The organism is Stenotrophomonas sp. YJH_SMC_58, assembly GCF_059369635.1.
The window spans coordinates 91428-110057 of record NZ_JCAFSW010000006.1 but is presented as its reverse complement, the minus strand read 5'-3'; the positions used below and the strand labels follow the sequence as shown (position 1 = coordinate 110057).

Here is an 18630-nt window from a genome sequence, read left to right as displayed (position 1 = left end):
ACGTGCGATGCGACGTACATGGCGTTGGGTGCTGGGCGTGTTGGTCGCCATCGTGCTGGTCACCGCACTGGTCCTGTGGCTGCTGCTGCGCGGCAGCCTGGCCGACCTGGACGGCGAGCATGCGCTGCCCGGCCTGGCCAGGCCGGTCACCATCGAGCGCGATGCGCTGGGCGTGGTCACCATCACCGCCACCAGCCAGGCCGACGCGATGCGCGCATTGGGCCGCGTGCATGCGCAGGAACGCTATTTCGAGATGGACCTGATGCGCCGCAGCGCGGCCGGCGAACTGTCCGCACTGTTTGGCCCGAAGGCGATCGATGCCGACAAGCGCATGCGCGTGCATCGGCTGCGCGCGCGCACCGAGGCGAACATGCAGGCTGCGCTGGGCGACAACGTCGACGCCGTGAGCGCCTATGTCGGTGGGGTCAATGAGGGCCTGGCCGGCCTCTCCGTGCGGCCATGGGCCTACCTGCTGCTGCAGCAGTCGCCGCAACCGTGGCAGGCCAGCGACAGCGTGCTGACCGGGCTGGCCATGTACGCCGACCTGCAGGACCCCGGCAACCAGACCGAGCTTGCACTGAGCCGCATCCGCGCAGTGGTGCCGCCGGCGCTGTACGCATTGATCGCCCACGACGGCACCGAATGGGATGCGCCGCTGTTCGGCGAACCCACCGGCAACGCTGCCCTGCCCGATGCCAGCCAGCTGGATCTGCGCACATTGCACGCGAAACCGGGCACCGAGCAGGAAGAGGCCGATGTCATCGGCAGCAACAACTTCGCCGTGGCCGGCGCGCTCACCGCCGACGGTCGCGCGATCGTCGCCGACGACATGCATCTCGGCCTGCGCGCGCCGGGTCTGTGGTTCCGCGTGCGCCTGCGCTACCCCGACCCGCAGGCCGCGAGCGGACAGGTTGACGTCACCGGCTTCTCACTGCCCGGCCTGCCAGCGGTGATCGTCGGCAGCAACGGCCACGTCGCCTGGGGCTTCACCAACAGTTACATAGACACCGCCGATTACCGCACTGAACCAGCCAACGCCGCAGTGACCGTGCATGAAGAGCGGATTGCGGTGGCCGGCCAGGCCGACGTGCTGTTCCCGGTGCACGAAACCGACTGGGGGCCGATCCTGCACACGCATGCCGATGGCAGCGGCGACGCGCTGCGCTGGGTCGCCCACCTGCCCGGCGCGGTGCGCCTGGACTTCGGTGACCTGGCCCGCGCCGGTGACCTGGACAGTGCCCTGCAGTTCGCCGACCACGCCGGCATCCCCGCACAGAACCTGGTGGTCGGCGACCGCAGCGGACGCATCGCCTGGCGCCTGATCGGCGCCCGCCCCGACCGCGGTCCGGGCTGTGCACCGGCCGGCTTCACCGCCGCCAACAACCAGGACTGCGCCCCTTGGCCGATCCGCAGCGACGCATCGCCGGCATTGATCGACCCACCGAACCATCGCCTGTGGACCGCCAACGGCCGCGTCCTCGACGGCGAGGCACTGGCCAATGTCGGCAACGGTGGTTATGACCTTGGCGCCCGCGCGCGGCAGATCCGCGATCTGCTCGCCATCCAGGACCGTTTCGACGAGCACGATCTGCTGGCGATCCAGCTCGACGATCGCGCGGTGTTCCTGCAGCGCTGGTGGGCACTGCTGCACGACGTCATCGAGCGCAGTGACGACCCTGCACTGAAGCGTTTGAAGGAAGTCAGCCATCAATGGGGCGGTCGTGCCGCGGCCAGTTCGGTCAGCTACCGGGTAGTACGTGAATTCCGCACCCAGGTGATGGAGACGTTGTCCGATGCACTGCTGGCACCGGCCAATGCGCAGCTGGGTGATGACTACCTCGACCCACGACTGGCGCAGCTGGAAGGCGTGGCCTGGCCGATGCTGCAACAGCGTCCGGCCCATCTGCTGCCACCGGCCTTCGACAGCTGGGATACGCTGCTGATCGACGCGGCACGCCGCACCGAGAGCGAGCTGGCCAAGCAGGGACCGCTGTCCAAGCGCACCTGGGGCGAACGCAACACTGCGGCGATCTGCCACCCCATCGCACGGGCGCTGCCGGGCATCGCCAAGCGCTGGCTGTGCATGCCCGCCGACCAGCTGCCCGGCGACCGTGACATGCCACGCGTGCAGACGCCGAACTTCGGTGCTTCCGAGCGCATGGTGGTCTCGCCCGGCCACGAGGCCGACGGCATCGTGCACATGCCGGGCGGCCAGAGCGGCCATCCACTGTCACCCTACTGGGGCGCCGGCCACGAGGACTGGGTGCATGGACGGCCGACGCCCTTCCTGCCCGGCAAGGCACAGCACGTGATGACACTGGTGCCGGCGCGGTAGTGCCGGCCGCTGGCCGGCAACCTCTTGTTGCTGGGCACACCTGCGTGGATGCCGGCCAGCGGCCGGCACCACCGTTCAACGCTCAAGCCCTGCGACGCTCGATCAGGTTCAGCAGCGGCCCGGTCATCGCCGTGGTCACCAGCGCCATGACCACCAGCACGGCGAACAGGCGGTCGCCGAGCAGGCCCAGCTCGTAACCCAGGTTGAGCACGATCAGCTCCATCAGGCCACGGGTGTTCATCAGCGCGCCCAACCGCCACGCCTCGCGCGTGGGCATGCCGGCACTGCGTGCAGCACTGAAGGTGCCCAGCAGCTTGCCCACCGTGGCCACCGCGATCACCACCCCGCACAACACGATGTCGCTGGCCTGCAGTGCATCGGCGCGCATGCGAAGGCCGGTCACGGCGAAGAACAACGGCAGCAGCAGGGTCACCGCAAACGGTTCGACGCGGGCCATCAACAGGTCGCGCAGCTGCGCGTTGGACGATACCGCGACGCCCGCCGCGAAGGCACCGAACAGCGCGTGGATGCCCAGCATTTCGGTGATCAGGGCACTGCCCAACGACAGCAGCAGGATGCCGAGCAGCCAGCGCCCCTCACGGCCCGGCGCAATCTGCTGGCGGGCGAACCACGGCTTCACCAGCCCCAGCATCAGCGCCACGAAGGCGACCACGCACAGCAGGTTGAGGCTGGCCGGCAGCCATCCACTGGCCTGTGCAGCCGCCACGATCAGTGCCAGCAGGCACCATGCGGTGGCATCGCCCAATGCCGCGCACGCGATGGCGGTCTGCCCCAGCGACGTCTGCGCGATGCCGCGGTCGGCAAGGATGCGCAGCAGCACCGGGAACGCGGTGATGCTCATCGAGATGCCGACGAAAAGTGCGAAGGCAGTGAAGCCCACGCCCTGCGGGCCGTGCTGCGGATACAGCCAGATCGCCAACGCGACGCCGAGCACGAACGGCACCGCGATGCCGGCATGGCTGACCGTGAAGGCGAAACGCCGGCGGCCGCGCAGTGCCGCCAGGTCCAGCTCGGCACCGGCCACCAGCAGGAACATCAGCACGCCCAGCTGGCTGAGCATGCCCAGCGGGCCCAGCGAACTGACCGGGAACAGCGCACCATGCAACTGCGGCAGCAGGCTGCCGAGCACCAGCGGGCCCATCATCAGGCCGGCCGCCATCTCGCCAATCACCGCCGGCTGGCCCAGCCGCTTCAGCAATGCACCGGCGCCCTTGGCTACCAGCAACAGCACCAGCAGCTGCAGCAGGAAGAGGCCCAGCGGTGACGCCAGATGCTGCGCCCAGCTGCCTTCGGCAGCAACCGTGGCACGGGCGACCATCTCGGGGGCCGCCGGCCCGGCATACCGCGCCAGCAGCACGCCGGCCAGCAACGGCACCCCGGCCCACGCCAGATAACGCCATCCCCATTTCGTGGGCGGCGCGTTGCCGCCTGCCTGTACGTCCATGAACATTCCCCAATGCGCAGGGGGCGATCATACAAAAAGGGGACGGAGGGGATTAAGTCGTTTGTGCCACTAACGACTTAATCCCCTCCGTCCCCTTTTTGGGGCTTAGGCCAGTGCCTGCTCGTGCACGCCGGCGATCGCGCGTCCCGAAGGGTCGGCAGCTGCGGCGAAGCTGGCGTCCCAGGCAATGGCCGCCGGCGACGAGCAGGCGATCGACTTGCCGCCGGGCACGGTCTCCGCGGCCGCACGGCTGGGGAAGAACTGCTCGAACAGGTGGCGGTAGTAATACGCCTCCTTGGTCTGCGGCGGGTTGTGCGGGAAGCGCTTGTCGGCCGCCGCCAGCACGCGGTCACTCACCTGCGCCTCGGCATGCGCCTTCAGGCCGTCGATCCATCCATAGCCGACGCCATCGCTGAACTGCTCCTTCTGACGCCACAGGATGCTGTCCGGCAGGTAGCCGTCGAACGCCTCGCGCAGCACCGCCTTTTCGATGCGGCGACCGCCAAAGCCGGCACCGACCATCTTGTGCGCGGCATCGAAGCGCATCGCCACGTCGAGGAATTCACGATCCAGGAACGGCACGCGCGGCTCCACGCCCCAGGCCATCATCGACTTGTTGGCACGCAGGCAGTCGTAGTTGTGCAGCGCGTCGAGCTTGCGCACCAGCTCCTCGTGGAATTCACGCGCATCCGGCGCCTTGTGGAAATACAGGTAGCCACCAAAGATCTCGTCGCTGCCCTCGCCGGAGAGCACCATCTTCACCCCCATCGCCTTGATCCGCCGCGCCAGCAGGAACATCGGCGTCGAGGCGCGAATGGTGGTGACGTCGTAGGTTTCGATGTGGCGAATCACTTCCGGCAGCGCATCGAGACCTTCCTCGAAGGTGTACTCGAAGCCGTGATGCACGGTACCCAGCGCTTCGGCAGCAATGGCAGCGGCAGCCAGATCGGGCGAGCCCTTCAAGCCGATCGCGAACGAATGCAGGCGCGGCCACCAGGCTTCGGTCTGCCCGCCATCCTCGATGCGGCGACGTGCATAGCGCGCGGCTACCGCCGCCACCAGCGACGAGTCCAGGCCACCGGACAGCAGCACGCCGTACGGCACGTCGCTCATCAACTGGCGTTCCACTGCATGCTCGAAGGCCTGGCGCAGTTCGGCCAGATCGGCCTGGCGACCCTGCACGTCGGCATAGTCACGCCACGGTTGCTGGTAGTAGCGCACCAGTTCACCGCTGGCACTGTCGAAATAGTGGCCCGGCGGGAACTGCGCGACATCGGCACAGGTATCGACCAGCGCCTTCATTTCCGAGGCCACGCGCAAGCGCCCCTGGGCGTCGTGGCCCCAGTACAGCGGCACCACACCGACCGGGTCGCGCGCCACCAGCACGCGTCCACTGTCACGGTCCCACAGCGCGAAGGCGAAGATGCCGTTGAGCTGTTCCAGCCACTGCGCCGGCGCGCCGCCCTGGCGGTACAGCGCGTTGATCACCTCGCAGTCCGAGCCGGTCTGGAAGTCGTAGGTGGTGGTCAGCGCTGCCTTCAACGCCTGGTGGTTGTAGATCTCGCCGTTCACCGCCAGCGCCAGCTGGCCATCGGCCGACAGCAGCGGCTGCGAACCACCGGCCGGATCGACGATGGCCAGCCGTTCATGGACCAGCAGCGCACCTTCGTCGAGGTACACGCCGCTCCAGTCCGGGCCACGGTGGCGCTGGCGTTGCGACAGTTCCAGCGCGTGGCGGCGCAGGGTGGGAAGATCGTCACCGGCCTGCAGGCCGAAGATTCCGAAGATCGAACACATGGGGGAGCTCCTGTTGGGGAATTTCACGGGTGGGAAGGTGTTCGACCGGCCATCCAGGCCCGGGCAGGCTGCGCCCGGGCACAAAAAAACCCGCATCGGCTGATGCGGGTTTTCTGGTGTCCGGGCGTGTGTTGCTGTCTATCTTCCCAGGGCGCAGTCCCGCATCGGCCGCGCACGATTATTCGCGCGCAGATTATTGCGGTTGTTGTTGTTGACGGCGGTGGCCAGGCGGATCGACATGGCATTGACCCTACCCCGGTTTCCAGCGCGGCGCAACAGTTGCGTCGGCAACGAGGCACCGGGGCACTGGTTGCCCTGCCCTGCCTGGGCCTGGCGCCTGCCAGACCCTCACCCGCCTTCGGCCCTGCCAGCGGCGGCCGGCTTGTTCGCCCGGCCCCAGGCGCAGCGTTTCTACATGGCCGCGCCAAGCTACTGGGAAAAGGCGATCATGCCGCCGTTATTCATCTTTTCGGACCAGGGCCCGGCTACAGTCCTGCGCGGAAGGTGTGCCGACCAACGGTCGGCATCCACCATCGTCACACCAGCAGCCGTTCCACCAGCCGCTGGTACAGCCCCGGCAGCGCTTCCAGATCGTCCACGCGCACGTTCTCGTCCACCTGGTGGATGCTGGCATTGACCGGGCCTACTTCGATGCACTGGGCGCCCAATGGCGCGATGAAGCGTGCATCGGAGGTGCCGCCGCCGGTGCTTTCTTCCGGCGCGCGGCCGATGTGCTCGGCCAGCACCGCACGCGCGGCGGCGCGCAGCGTGCCTTCCGGGGTGTAGAACGGCTCGCCGCTGCGATGCCACTTCAGCGTGTACTGCAGGCCATGCCGTTCCAGCAGTGCGGTGATCTCCGCCTCCAGCTTCGGCGCATCCCAGTGCGGGTTGTAGCGGATGTTGAAATCCACTTCGAGCTCACCGGGAATCACGTTGTTGGCACCGGTGCCGGCGTGGATGTTGGAGATCTGCAGGCTGGTCGGCGGGAAACTCTCGTAGCCGTCGTCCCAGCGCCGCGCGCATAGTTCGGCCAGGGCCGGCGCCGCCTGGTGAATCGGGTTGCGTGCCTTTTCCGGATACGCCACGTGGCCCTGCACGCCTTGGATGCGCAGTTTGGCCGACAGGCTGCCGCGACGTCCCACGCGCAGCAGATCGCCCAGCGTCGCGGTCGACGACGGCTCACCGGTGATGCACCAGTCGATGCGCTGCCCGCGTGCGGCGAACAGGCGTGCGACGTGGCGCACGCCATCGATGGCATCGCCCTCCTCGTCGCTGGTCAGCAGTACCGCCAGCGTGCCGGGATGGTCGGGATGGTCGGCGACGAACTGCTCGGCGGCCACCACGAACGCCGCCACGCTGCCTTTCATGTCGGCGGCACCGCGCCCATACAGCACGCCATCGCGGATCTGTGGGGTGAACGGGTCGCTGGTCCAGGTCTCGCGCGGGCCGGTGGGCACCACGTCAGTGTGGCCCAGCAGAACCAGCACCGGCGCGCCCTGGCCATGGGTCGCCCACAGATTGTCAACGTCGCCCAGACGCAGATGATCGCACTGGAATCCGGCCTGCTTCAGCCGCGCCGCCAACAGCGCCTGGCAACCAGCATCGTCCGGCGTTACCGAAGGTCGCGCAATCAGCTCGCAGGTCAGGTCGAGGACCGCGCTCACGCGGCACCCACGCCGAAGCGGGCCTTGAAGCCGTTGTCACTGAAACCCTGGCTGACCGTGCCGTCGGCGGTGACCACCAGCGGGCGCTTGATCAGCTGCGGATACTCGCGCAGCAGCAGCTTCCACTCGGCCTCGGAGTCCGCGGCCTTGCGGTTGTCCGGCAGCTGCCGCCAGGTAGTGGAAGACTTGTTCACCATCGCGGCCAGGCCACCCAGCTGCGCTGCCCACGCCAGCAGCATTTCCGGGCTGGGTTTGTTCTCGCGGTAGTCGACGAAGGTGTACGGCACGCCGAAGCGGTCCAGCCACTTGGTCGCCTTCTTGCAGGTATCGCAGTTCTTCAAACCGTAGACAGTGGTGCTCATGGCCATCTGTGATGCTGGAAAACAGAGGGCCAGAATCTCACAACAGGCGCTCGGACACGACCCGGAACGGCACTCTCGGCAAGCGGAAGGCCAGGCCCGATGCAAGCGCCACGCCCATCGCCTGCAGGCGCGGGCACTGCAGCTCGCGTTCCAGGCGCAGCGGCTGCAGGCTGTCGAGGCCTACCGGCAGCGCGATGCGGGTGCTGGCCCAGCGACAGTCGCAGGTGCGGGCGATGGCCTCGTCCTGGCAGGTGAGGAAACGCAGGAGGGCCTGATGGCCACCGAAGGCGGCGCCGGCATCGGCCAGCGCCGCGACAGTGCGCGGCGCAGCCGGGTCCAGCGCATGGCGTGCAGCAGGCGCGGCAGCATCCGCCCCAACAGGGTGTCGGACGGATGCCGGTAGATCGCGGACTGCGCCAGATCCTCCGGCGCAGCCACCTTCAGTCGGCCAGGCCGCGCAGCAGGTCGTTGACGCTGGTCTTGCTGCGGGTCCTGGCATCAACCTGCTTGACGATCACCGCGCAGTACAGCGAATGCGTACCGTCCTTGCTCGGCAGCGAGCCGGACACCACCACGCTGTACGGCGGGATGTAGCCGTAGGTGATCTCGCCGGTGGCACGGTTGTAGATGCGGGTGCTCTGGCTGAGGAACACGCCCATGCCGATCACGCTGTGGTGACCGACCACCACGCCTTCCACCACTTCTGAACGCGCACCGATGAAGCAGTGGTCTTCAATGATGGTCGGGCTGGCCTGCAGGGGTTCCAGCACGCCGCCAATGCCGGCACCGCCGGACAGGTGGCAGTGCTGGCCGATCTGCGCGCACGAACCCACGGTGGCCCAGGTATCGACCATGGTGCCTTCACCGACATAGGCACCGATGTTGGTGAAGCTCGGCATCAGCACCACGTCCTTGCCGAAGTACGTACCGCGGCGGGCAATGGCGCCCGGCACCACGCGCACGCCACCACGGCGGAACTTCGCTTCGTCATAACCGGCAAAACGCGATTCGACCTTGTCCCAGAACGGCGCCGGACGTGCGTCGACCACGGCCATGTCGTTGACGCGGAAGTACAACAGCACGGCCTTCTTCAGCCACTCGTTGACCTTCCAGCCACCGTGGCCGTCCGGTTCGGCAACGCGGAATTCGCCGCTTTCCAGGCCGTCGATCACACGGTTGACCAGCGGCCTGGTCGAGCCTTCCAGTTCGTGAAGGGTCAGCGTGGCGCGGCGTTCGAAGGCACTTTCGATGCCGAACTTCAGTTCTTCCACGCCCGGCGCGGCCGGCTTGCGCAGCGACTTGCGGGCGATGGTTTCGGCGCGTGCGGCTTCTGCGCTCTTGGCCGGGGCCTTCTTCGGTGCTGCCACCTTCTTCGCCGGCGCCTTCACCACCGCGGCTTTCTTCGGCGCGGCAGCCTTCTTCGCGGCCGGCACGGCGGCAGTTTTCTTGGCCGCTGCGCTCTTGGCGGTGGCAGCAGTCTTCTTAACAGGCTTGGTGGCCATCAGGCGGGGTCTCCGGCGTTTCGATCAGGGTCCAGGCAGGCCAGCATCGCGTCATGCAGCTGCTGCCGGGCAGGTTCAGTCAGGGGGAGGTCGTGTTCGTCACTGATCACGAAGGTGTCTTCGGCGCGTTCGCCGAACGTGGCAATGCGTGCATCATGCACGCGCAGGCCCTGGTTGCGCAGCACGAACGCCACGTCGGCCAGCAGGCCGGGGCGGTCGGGGGCGACCAGGGCAAAACGGGTTGCGCCCGGTTCATCGCGGAACTCGATGCGCGGCGCGAAGCGGAAATGGCGCAGCTGGCGTGGCACCACCCGACGCGACGGGCGCAGGCGCGAAAGGTCACCACTGAGTGCCTCGCGCAGCGCGGCCTCCAGGTTGGCGCTGCTGCCATCGGCGAAGCTGTCGGCCGGGTTCACTTCGAAGGTATCGAAAATGGTGTCGGCCGGGCCATCCAGCACGCGCGCGCGATGGATCCCGTAGCCCTTGCGGTCCAGGGTCATCACGATGGCGGCGAACAGGCCGTCGCGGTCCGGCGAATGCACGAACACTTCCAGTGCCGGGTCGTCGACACTGATGCGGCGCACCTTCACCAGCGTCTGGCCCTGTTTCACCGGTACCAGCGCCGCGGCCTGCCAGGCCAGCTGCTCGGGGCGCAGGCGAATGAAGCCCTCATCCGGCATCACGGCGAACTGGCGGTCGATGGTGGCGTCGTCGTAACCCTGCTCGCGCACAAGTGCGCGCACGCTGTCACGCGCCTCGGCCACGCGCTCGGCGGCCGGTACCGGATGCTCCAACCCCTCGCGCAGCGCACGCCGGGTGGCAAAGTACAGGTCGGCCAGCAGGCGATCCTTCCAGGCATTCCACAGTTTCGGACTGGTGCCGGCGATATCAGCGCAGGTCAGCAGGTACAGATAGTCGAGGCGGTCGCGGCTGCCCACCAGGGTGGCGAAGCGATGGATCACCACCGGGTCGGCGATGTCCTGCTTCTGCGCGGTCACCGACATGCGCAGATGCTGTTCGACCAGCCACGCTACCAGTTCGGTATCGGACGTGCTCAGCGCATGCGCCTGGCAGAACGCGCGCGCATCGACCGCGCCCAGTTCGGAATGGTCGCCGCCGCGGCCCTTGGCAATGTCATGGAACAGGCCGGCCAGCAGCAGCAGCTCCGGCTTGCGCAGGCGCGGCCAGACTTCATGGGCGATCGAGAAGCGTTCGTCGGCACGGCTGCTGGCGAACAGGCCGATGTTGCGCAGGACCATCAGCGTGTGCTGGTCGACGGTATAGACATGGAACAGGTCGAACTGCATGCGCCCGCTGACCTGGGCGAACGCGGGAATCCACTGGCCGAGCACGCCCAGCCGCGCCATGCGCGAAAGCGTATCGACCGGGCGTTGGCCACGCAGCAGGGTCATGAACTGCTCGCGCGCGTCGGTGTCGGCCTGGTCGTAGGCCGGCAGCAGCGGCAGCGCTTCGGCCAGCGCGCGCGCCGTCAGCGAATGCAGGCCGCGTACCTGCGGATTGTTGGCCCAGCTGGAGAACAGCGCAAACACCTGGCCGATATCGCCACGCGGCCAGTCGGCCTCGTTGGCGGCCAGGTAGCCGCGGCGCAGGGAGAAGCCCACGGTCAGCGGCTCCGGCTGCGCTTCGCCATCGAACTGTTCCTCGAAGCGCTGCAGCAGGCGGTCGCTGATCCGGCGCACCACCAGCGCGGCGCGGTAGAAGCCCTGCATCATCTTCTCGACACCGAGGTTCTCGGCGTCGTCTTCGAAGCCCAGGCGCGCGGCCAGGGTCTTCTGGTAATCGAAACGCAGGCGCTCTTCCGGGCGACGTGCTACCAGGTGCAGGCCGAAGCGCAACCGCGCCAGCACCGCACGTTCGCGCTTGAGCGCCGCGGCTTCGTCGGCACCCAGATGGCCGAGCCCGACCAGGGCTTCCAGGTCGCGCACGCCAAAGGCACGCAGAGCCATCCAGCCCAGCGTGTTGAGATCGCGCAGGCCACCGGGACCATCCTTCAGGTCCGGCTCCAGGTTGTCGGCGGTATCGCCGAAACGCTGGTGCCGGTTGCGCAGTTCTTCCAGCTTGGCCAGGAAGAACGCGCGTGCCGGCCACAGTTCGCGGTCGTCGATGGCCTCGCGCAGCGCGCGGCGCGCCGCATCATCAGCCAGGATCGGGCGCGCCTCGATCAGCGCGGTCAGCACGGTCTGGTCCGTCGCCGCCTCGCGGCACTGGGATGCAGAACGCACCGCATGGCTGACCGCCAGACCGCAATCCCACAGCAGCGCAAACAGGCGCGCCAGTGCCGCTTCGTGCGCCAGCTGTGCCGGCGGGCCGCCGAACACCAGCAGGTCGATGTCCGAGCGCGGGAACAGCTCACCGCGCCCATAGCCGCCCACCGCGAACAGCGACAGGCCACTATCGACTGGCAGGCAGCGCTGCCACGCCAGGCGGATCAGATGGTCGGCGGCACGCGCGCGCAGCGCCAGCAGGCGCTCGATGTTGTCGCCCTGGTCGAAGCGGCGGTACAGGCGCGCGTCGGCCTGCTGCAGCGCCTGGCGCGCGGCAGCAGCCCAGTCCGGGTCGTTGAGCGACGCGGCCGGCGTGTCCAGCAGCGAACTCGCCGGCAGCATCCTCAGGAGACCTGCGACTCGCCCGGCGACAGCGTCAGCACGTCGACGCCAGTCTCGGTGACCGCGATCATGTGCTCCCACTGCGCCGACAGCTTGCGGTCCTTGGTCACCACGGTCCAGCCATCCGGCAGCACCTTGTTGTAACGGGTGCCCTCGTTGATCATCGGTTCGATGGTGAAGGTCATGCCCGGCTGCAGCACCAGGCCCTGGCCCGGGCGGCCGTAATGCACCACCTGCGGCTCGTCGTGGTAGACCTTGCCGATGCCGTGGCCGCAGTACTCGCGCACCACGCTGAAACGCTCGCCTTCGGCATAGCTCTGGATGGCATGGCCGATGTCGCCCAGGGTTGCGCCCGGACGCACCGCACGGATGCCGCGCCACATCGCTTCGTAGGTGGTTTCCACCAGGCGGCGGGCCATCACCGACGGCGTGCCGACGAAGTACATGCGGCTGGTGTCGCCGTGCCAGCCGTCCTTGATGACGGTGACGTCGATATTGATGATGTCGCCATCCTTCAGCACCTTCCCTTCGCTGGGAATACCGTGGCAGATGACGTTGTTGACCGAGGTGCACACGGTCTTCGGGAAGCCGCGGTAGCCGACGTTGGCCGGAATCGCGCCCTGCACGTTCACGATGTGGTCGTGGCAGATGCGGTCCAGCTCCTCGGTGGTGACACCGGGCTTGACGTGGGGGGTGACGATGTCGAGCACTTCGCTGGCCAGGCGGCCGGCGATGCGCATCATCTCGATTTCCTGCGGGGTTTTCAGATTCACGCTCATGGCGCCCATTATCGCCGATCCCGCTGCAATCTGAACGAACGCCACCCAACTGGCGATCCGGGGCATGCACGGTTCCGGCAAGGAAAGTGAAAGCGTGACGATCTCCACCCTTTCGCACGCCTGTTTATCACGGATTACAGACACTTACCCGCAGAAGCTGGCCACGACCGTTGTCAAAGCGGCCCCGAACCTGCCGCCTTCGCCTTGTTCAACAGACCTTCGGGTCAGGGAGGTTGTCCATGCGATCCACGTTCCGCTCACCGCTCGCCTGGGTCCTGACCGGACTGTTGCTGGCCGGCCCCGCACTGGCCGCCGACACCACGACCTTCAACGTGACCCTGGTGGTCACCAAGGCCTGCACCATCACGGCGGCGGCGGCCACCAACGTTGACTTCGGCACGGCGGCCTCGACCACGGCGACCCCCACCCTGGGCCAGGGCACGGTGACCGCCCAATGCTCGGCCCTGACCCCGTACACGATTTCGCTGAACGCGGGCGCCAATGCCAGCACCGCCAACGACGTCACCACCCGCCGGATGAAGAACACCAACGCCGCGGTGACCGCCAACAACTTCGTTGGCTACCAGCTCTACCAGGACGCCGCACATACCCTGGTCTGGGGTGCGACCTCGGGCACCAACACCCAGGCCGGCATCGGCACTGGCCTGGCCGTGCCCTACATCGTCTACGGCCAGATCCTGAACCTGAGCACCAACAACCCGGCCACCGGCAACTACCTGGATACGGTCACCGCCACGATCACCTATTGATGGAGCACGCCCGCATGGCCGGACCCCGCCCGTGGCGCGCCACCGGCGTGGCGCTGCTCGCCCTCTCCCTGCTGGCCGCAGCCCCTGCCGGTGCCACCAGCCTCCAGGTCGCCCCCACCAGCCTGCAGCTTGAGGCCCGCCAGCGCGCCGGCGAACTGTGGCTGACCAACAGTGGCACCTCGCCGGTCAGGCTGCAGGTGCGGGTCTTCCGCTGGGTACAGCAGGATGGCCAGGAACAACTGCTGCCCACCGAGGAACTGCTGGCCACCCCTCCGATGCAGGAACTGGGCGCGGGCCAGCAGCAGCTGGTACGGGTCATGCGCCCGAACCACGAACCGCCTGCGGCACAGCAGTACTACCGGCTGATCGTCGACGAGGTGCCTGATCTGGCGACCCGTGCCAACGGCATGCAGTTCGTGCTGCGCTATTCGATTCCAGTGTTCGTGCAACCCTCGGGCGGCAAGCTGGCGCCGCGCCTGCAGGCCAGCCTGGTCCGGCTGGACGACGGACGCAACGGCGTGGAGGTGGCCAACACCGGCAACAGCTATGCACAGATCGCCGACCTGGCGCTGGGCAGCGTCCAGCGCCCGCGCATCGTGCACCCCGGCCTGCTGGGCTATGTACTGCCCGGGCAGGTGATGCGCTGGCCGATCGAGCGCACGGCCATCGACCGCGACAACGACCAGATCACGGCCAAGCTCAATGGCGAGTCGGAACAGACGCCGCTGTCGCCACCACCGGCTCGCTGAGGCGTTGATGGGCGCGCTGTTTGCTGCCCTGGCTCCTGCGGCGACCGAAGCCGCCGATGTGTCCGGCGTGGCTGCCGCCGGGGCTGCGGACGTCTCCGGGGTGTCGGCCGACGCGATCCTGCCCGCCCCCACGCCCCTGACCGCCAGCCAGACCCTGTACCTGGACGTCTCGCTCAACAGCACGCCCCGCGGCCTGCTGCCATTCACTGAAACCCGTGGCCGGCTGCAGGCCAGTCCGGAAGTGCTGCGCCAGCTCGGCTTCAGCGCCCGCGGCGATGCGCCGGTCTATCTGGACCAGATCAGCGGGGCGGTTGTGCGCTACGACGCGCATATGCAGACCCTGGCCCTGGACGTGCCGCTGGACCAGCTGACCCTGCCGACCACCGTGCTCAGCCAGCCGCAGACCCGGGCACCGGCCAGCACCGCCTCGCCCGGCCTGCTGCTGAACTACGACGTGTATGGCAGCCGGGTCGACATGCTCGGCAACCTCAGCCTCAGCTCGGAGCTGCGCCTGTTCGGGATCGGCAACGGCACCGTCGAGAACACAGCGATCAGCCGGCGCTACCAGCAGCCCGGCGACCGTCGCTGGCGCGGTGAGAGCGTGCGCCTGGATACGCGCTGGAGCCTGGATTTCCCCGACAAGGCGATGACGCTGGAGGTCGGCGATTTCTACAGCGGCTTCGTCGACTGGACCCGTCCGGTGCGCTTGGGCGGCCTGCAGATCGGCCGCAACTACGGCCTGCAGCCGTATCGCGTACTCACCCCCACGCCCAGCTTCCTCGGCCAGGCGGTGGTGCCGTCCACGGTCGAGCTGTACGTCGATGGCCTGCGCCAGTACAGCGGGCAGGTGCCGGTCGGTCCGTTCCAGCTGGCCGCGCAACCCGGCATCAGCGGCACCGGCAGCGCACAGATGGTGGTGACCGATGCATTCGGGCGCATGCAGACGCTGGATTTCAGTTTCTATGGCACCCAGCAGCTGCTGGCCAAGGGCCTGTCGGACTGGTCGGCCGGCGTTGGCCGCCTGCGTGAGGATTTCGGCCAGCGTTCCTTCGCCTACGACGATCGCACCGTGGCCAGTGCCAGCTGGCGAGGCGGTATCAGCGACACCTTTACCGGCGAAGCACATGCCGAAGGCGGCGGCGGCCTGGCCCAGGCCGGCATCGGCGGCTGGTGGCTGCTCGGCGGCGCGGGCGTGTTCAACGCCGCCTATGCGCACAGTGACTATTACGGCCTGCGGGGCGGGCAATGGGCACTGGGCTACAGCTGGAACAACCGCCGACTCAACTTCAATCTGCGCAGCGTGCGCAGCCATGGCGATTACCGCGACCTGGGCGCACTGCAGGGCAACCTGCCGCCGAGCATCAGTGAACAGGCCACGGTCGGCGCCGATCTGCTGCGGCTGGGCACGCTCAGCGCCAGCTACCTGCGCCTGCGCTATCCCGACGGAGACGACAACCGCTACGCCAGTCTGTTCTGGTCACGCACCTGGAGCCAGCGGTGGTCGGCCTACCTGTCGGTGAACCAGAACCTGGACAAGAGCGATGACCGCAGCATCTACCTGTCGGTCACCGCCAGCCTGGGCAACAACCGCCAGGCCAGCCTCTCCAGCCAGCGCAACGGCGACAGCCAGAGCTGGGTAGCGGACGTGACCCAGCCGGTGCCCGGCGACGGCAGCGCCGGCGGCGTCGGTTGGCGCGCGCAGGTGCGCCATGGCGAGGACGGCAATGGCGGCCTGGCCGAAGTCGGCATCCTCAATGACGTCGGTCGCTACTCATTCGGCGCCTCGCGCCAGGGCGGCCTGAACTATGCCTACGCCAGCGCCAGTGGCAGCCTGGTGTGGATGGGCGGGCATGCCTTCGCCACCCGCGAAGTCTCCGACGCGTTCGCAGTCATCAGCACCAACGGCGTGGGCGGCGTGCCGGTGCGGCTGGAAAACCGGCTGATCGGCGTGACCGATGATCGCGGCCTGCTGCTGGTCAGCCCACTGCTGTCCTGGCAGCGCAACCGCGTCTCCATCGACACCCTGGACCTGCCCGAGGACATGCGCGCCGATCGCATCGAAGACTGGGTGACACCCCGCCAACGCGCCGGTACCCGCGTGACCTTCGCGCTGCGTTCGCGGCCGTCGTTGAACCTGACCCTGCACGGCATGGACGGGCAACCGCTGGAGGTCGGCAGCGAGGTGCAGCTGCCGGACGGGCGACAGGCGCTGGTGGGCTATGACGGGCTGCTGTACCTGGAAGACGTGTCCGCCGGCAGCGTGCTGTACATCACCACCAGCCGCGGGCAATGCAGGGTGAAGGTACCGGACGTGCCCAATGTGGTGGCTTCCGGCGCGCGGCCGAAGCCGGCACCGCTGGCGTGCATCCCGGAGGTAGCGCCATGAGGACGTTGCTGCTCGGCCTGCTGCTGGTCGCCGGCCTGCTGGCGGCGGCACCCGCCCGGGCCGTCGCGGTGTGCGCCGCCGTCGCCGACCCGACGCTGCCTTTTGGCAACGTCAACAGCAATGCGCCCGGTGCAACCACCGGTACGCTCAACATCACCGTGACCTGCACCACTGCCGCGCTGAGCGTGCTGGCCACTACCGGCGTGCGGGTCTGCGTGGGCATCGGCGCCGGCAGCGGCGGCGGCAGCAGCTCCAGCTGGCGGACGATGAAGACCAGCACCAGCGACAGCATGAACTTCCAGCTCTACAACACCTCCAACTTCAGCCAGGTGACCGGGTTGACCCCGCGCGGCTCGCCGCCGGCGCAGGAGCTGACCTTGACCTACAACGTGCCCCTGACCGGCGGCAGCGGCACGCAGACCACGCAGCTGTCCGCACAGATCCCCGCCAATCAGATCCTGGCGTCAGGCGCCTACAGCAGCACCTTCAACGGCGCCAACGTGGTGCTGACCTGGGCCTGGAACGAGGTCCTGCTCGGCAATGCCACGGTGCCCGCCAACTGCAACGGCGGCGCCACCGGCACCAACAGCATCAGCAACGCCTTCAGCTTCACCGCCACCGCCAACGTGTTGCCGCAGTGCGGCAGCTACGTCACCACCAACATGGACTTCGGCAACGTCACCGGCGGCATTCCCGCCAACATCGACCGGACCGCCACCCTGACCCTGACCTGCCTGAAGAACACGGCCTACCAGGTCAGCCTCAACAACGGCCAGAACAATCCCACCGCCACCAGCACGCGGCGCATGGCCACTACCATCGGCGGCAGCACCTACTACCTCACCTACGAGCTGTACCGCGATGCCGCGCGCAGCCTGCGCTGGGGCAATACCCTCAACGTCGATACCGTTGGCGGCACCGGAAGTGGCAGCGCGCAGCAACTCACGATCCATGGCCGGGTGCCGCCGGTCACCGGCCAGCCCCCGGCCGGCATCTACAACGATGTGGTGCAGGTGACCATCACCTATTGACCTGCATGCCGACCAACGGTCGACACCCACCGGGGTTTCGGCAGATCCACGTCATGCGTGGATGCGCGCATCATTCCTGTGCCAGGAGCAGTCGACTGACAGTCGACGCTACAGATTCGGCCGATCCAGCCGATACCGCGCAGCGAGATCTTTCAGCACGGTGGTTGCCAGGTGGCTCGCGCATTTCTGATCGGGGCGATACTGTTCGCCAGCACATTGGCGTGGGCCGAACCCGGCCCCAGCAACCTGCAGATCCGCCTGACCGTGGTCGAAGCCTGCCGCGATGACCCCGGCAGTACCCACTGCCCCGCACCCCACCAGCGCAGCGACACACCGCAACTTCCGCCCCAGGTCCGCGAGCTCGCGCCTCCCGCCGACGACGAAGACACGACGTCCGCCGTGACCGTCATCTACTGATGCGGGCACTTCTGACCCTGCTGGCGATGCTGCTGGCGTTGCCTGCCGCGGCATTGGACCTGTTGCCGACCACACTGCAGCTGCCCGCCGAAGGTGGCCAGGGCGAACTTTGGCTCTTCAACCCCGGTCCCGGCCGCTGGCAGGGCCGGGTACAGATCCTTGCGTGGGACCAGCAGACCGACGCGGACATGCTGCGTCCCACCGACCAGGTGCTCGCCAGCCCCACCCTGCTCGACATCCCGCCCGGCGTCCGACAGCGCATCTGGCTGCTGCCACGCCAGCCGGCATCCGCTGTCGGCGAACAGGCCTATCGGGTCGTCCTGGCCCCCACTACGCCAGGGCTGCAGCGCTATTCGCTGCCGTTGTTCCGCGGGCACGCCACGCCAATGGCCCAATCGCGGCTGCATGCAGGGATCGAACCCGGCCAGTCACATACCTTCCTGCGACTGAGCAACACCGGTACCCTGCACGCACGCCTGAACGATCTCGCCTACATCACCAGCGGCGGTCAGCGCACCCTGCTGCTGCCCGGTCTGGCCGGGTATCTGCTGGCCGGCCATGAGCGCCGCTGGGCCCTGCCCGCCCGCGCTGATGGCTACGCCGGCGGTCATTTCCAGGCCCGGCTGCAGGATGGCCGGGTGGTCGATCTGGTCGCTCCAGGCCCGGCAATTGCAGCCGGCGCACCAAGCGGGCTATAATCGACCGGATTCCTGCCGCCTGCGTGCGCGGGAACCCGTCCACACCGG

The 18630-nt window shown here is 67.9% G+C and carries 15 protein-coding genes; 8 read left to right on the top strand and 7 right to left on the bottom strand.

Going from position 1 to position 18630, the window contains the following annotated elements; translation table 11 throughout:
* The first annotated feature begins 7 nt into the window (after positions 1-7).
* The gene (locus AC5P68_RS10070) at positions 8-2335 is read left to right on the top strand and encodes a penicillin acylase family protein (protein WP_049453166.1); all 2328 of its coding nucleotides are present in this window, start codon (positions 8-10) and stop codon (positions 2333-2335) included.
* An 82-nt stretch (positions 2336-2417) separates the two neighbouring features.
* Here the strand turns inward: AC5P68_RS10070 and AC5P68_RS10065 are convergent, their stop codons facing one another.
* The 4 genes from AC5P68_RS10065 to AC5P68_RS10050 form a co-directional block, all read right to left on the bottom strand.
* A complete protein-coding gene (locus AC5P68_RS10065; protein WP_164133216.1) occupies positions 2418-3806 on the bottom strand; it encodes a cation:proton antiporter domain-containing protein in 1389 nt (462 codons plus the stop codon).
* Positions 3807-3905: 99 nt separating this feature from the next.
* Positions 3906-5597 carry an asparagine synthase B gene (gene asnB / locus AC5P68_RS10060; protein WP_005408760.1) on the bottom strand — a complete coding sequence of 564 codons (1692 nt, stop codon included), beginning with the start codon at positions 5595-5597 and terminating at the stop codon, positions 3906-3908.
* Between the two features lie 536 nt (positions 5598-6133).
* Positions 6134-7261, bottom strand: coding sequence for a succinyl-diaminopimelate desuccinylase (dapE, locus tag AC5P68_RS10055; RefSeq protein ID WP_049402563.1), 1128 nt, complete (start codon positions 7259-7261; stop codon positions 6134-6136).
* Complete coding sequence (locus AC5P68_RS10050) at positions 7258-7629, bottom strand: arsenate reductase (protein WP_172958409.1); 372 nt, start codon at positions 7627-7629, stop codon at positions 7258-7260. The genes dapE and AC5P68_RS10050 overlap by 4 nt, the downstream gene beginning before the upstream one ends.
* Here AC5P68_RS10050 and AC5P68_RS10045 point away from each other — a divergent pair.
* Positions 7622-8026, top strand: a complete 405-nt coding sequence (locus AC5P68_RS10045; RefSeq protein ID WP_033834093.1) for a hypothetical protein — start codon at positions 7622-7624, stop codon at positions 8024-8026. The two genes, AC5P68_RS10050 and AC5P68_RS10045, sit on opposite strands and share 8 nt — an antisense overlap.
* A 37-nt stretch (positions 8027-8063) precedes the next feature.
* On the opposite strand, the gene dapD is transcribed toward AC5P68_RS10045, so the two are convergent.
* Genes dapD through map form a run of 3 tightly spaced genes read right to left on the bottom strand, consistent with a single transcriptional unit; the run spans position 8064 to position 12597 of the window.
* Positions 8064-9125, bottom strand: a complete 1062-nt coding sequence (gene dapD / locus AC5P68_RS10040; protein WP_005408756.1) for a 2,3,4,5-tetrahydropyridine-2,6-dicarboxylate N-succinyltransferase — start codon at positions 9123-9125, stop codon at positions 8064-8066.
* Positions 9125-11734, bottom strand: coding sequence for a [protein-PII] uridylyltransferase (locus AC5P68_RS10035; RefSeq protein WP_447177726.1), 2610 nt, complete (start codon positions 11732-11734; stop codon positions 9125-9127). The genes dapD and AC5P68_RS10035 overlap by 1 nt, the downstream gene beginning before the upstream one ends.
* A 20-nt stretch (positions 11735-11754) precedes the next feature.
* Positions 11755-12597, bottom strand: coding sequence for a type I methionyl aminopeptidase (gene map / locus AC5P68_RS10030; protein WP_005408754.1), 843 nt, complete (start codon positions 12595-12597; stop codon positions 11755-11757).
* Between the two features lie 173 nt (positions 12598-12770).
* Between map and AC5P68_RS10025 the strand changes: the two genes are divergently transcribed.
* The 6 genes from AC5P68_RS10025 (at position 12771) to AC5P68_RS10000 (ending at position 18582) form a co-directional block, all read left to right on the top strand.
* Positions 12771-13301: a Csu type fimbrial protein gene (locus AC5P68_RS10025; RefSeq protein WP_005412747.1), complete on the top strand. Its 531-nt coding sequence runs from the start codon at positions 12771-12773 to the stop codon at positions 13299-13301.
* Positions 13301-14050, top strand: a complete 750-nt coding sequence (locus AC5P68_RS10020; RefSeq protein ID WP_049402561.1) for a fimbrial biogenesis chaperone — start codon at positions 13301-13303, stop codon at positions 14048-14050. Before AC5P68_RS10025 ends, AC5P68_RS10020 begins: the two co-directional genes overlap by 1 nt.
* Positions 14051-14057: 7 nt before the next feature.
* Positions 14058-16436, top strand: coding sequence for a fimbria/pilus outer membrane usher protein (locus AC5P68_RS10015; protein ID WP_414498124.1), 2379 nt, complete (start codon positions 14058-14060; stop codon positions 16434-16436).
* Complete coding sequence (locus AC5P68_RS10010; RefSeq protein WP_033834090.1) at positions 16433-17467, top strand: Csu type fimbrial protein; 1035 nt, start codon at positions 16433-16435, stop codon at positions 17465-17467. The genes AC5P68_RS10015 and AC5P68_RS10010 overlap by 4 nt, the downstream gene beginning before the upstream one ends.
* A 171-nt stretch (positions 17468-17638) precedes the next feature.
* On the top strand, positions 17639-17884 hold the full coding sequence (locus AC5P68_RS10005; RefSeq protein ID WP_033834089.1) for a hypothetical protein: 246 nt from the start codon (positions 17639-17641) through the stop codon (positions 17882-17884).
* Positions 17884-18582: a fimbrial biogenesis chaperone gene (locus AC5P68_RS10000; protein ID WP_033834088.1), complete on the top strand. Its 699-nt coding sequence runs from the start codon at positions 17884-17886 to the stop codon at positions 18580-18582. Before AC5P68_RS10005 ends, AC5P68_RS10000 begins: the two co-directional genes overlap by 1 nt.
* The last annotated feature ends 48 nt before the right edge of the window (positions 18583-18630 follow it).

What these genes read in the sequence shown, in the direction of transcription:
- AC5P68_RS10070 (WP_049453166.1), top strand. Translation starts at nt 8, where the DNA reads ATGCGACGTACATGGCGTTGGGTGCTGGGCGTGTTGGTCGCCATCGTG.
- AC5P68_RS10065 (WP_164133216.1), bottom strand. Translation starts at nt 3,806, where the DNA reads ATGTTCATGGACGTACAGGCAGGCGGCAACGCGCCGCCCACGAAATGG.
- asnB (WP_005408760.1), bottom strand. Translation starts at nt 5,597, where the DNA reads ATGTGTTCGATCTTCGGAATCTTCGGCCTGCAGGCCGGTGACGATCTT.
- AC5P68_RS10045 (WP_033834093.1), top strand. Translation starts at nt 7,622, where the DNA reads ATGGCCATCTGTGATGCTGGAAAACAGAGGGCCAGAATCTCACAACAG.
- AC5P68_RS10050 (WP_172958409.1), bottom strand. Translation starts at nt 7,629, where the DNA reads ATGGCCATGAGCACCACTGTCTACGGTTTGAAGAACTGCGATACCTGC.
- dapD (WP_005408756.1), bottom strand. Translation starts at nt 9,125, where the DNA reads ATGGCCACCAAGCCTGTTAAGAAGACTGCTGCCACCGCCAAGAGCGCA.
- map (WP_005408754.1), bottom strand. Translation starts at nt 12,597, where the DNA reads ATGCCCCGGATCGCCAGTTGGGTGGCGTTCGTTCAGATTGCAGCGGGA.
- AC5P68_RS10025 (WP_005412747.1), top strand. Translation starts at nt 12,771, where the DNA reads ATGCGATCCACGTTCCGCTCACCGCTCGCCTGGGTCCTGACCGGACTG.
- AC5P68_RS10020 (WP_049402561.1), top strand. Translation starts at nt 13,301, where the DNA reads ATGGAGCACGCCCGCATGGCCGGACCCCGCCCGTGGCGCGCCACCGGC.
- AC5P68_RS10015 (WP_414498124.1), top strand. Translation starts at nt 14,058, where the DNA reads ATGGGCGCGCTGTTTGCTGCCCTGGCTCCTGCGGCGACCGAAGCCGCC.
- AC5P68_RS10010 (WP_033834090.1), top strand. Translation starts at nt 16,433, where the DNA reads ATGAGGACGTTGCTGCTCGGCCTGCTGCTGGTCGCCGGCCTGCTGGCG.
- AC5P68_RS10000 (WP_033834088.1), top strand. Translation starts at nt 17,884, where the DNA reads ATGCGGGCACTTCTGACCCTGCTGGCGATGCTGCTGGCGTTGCCTGCC.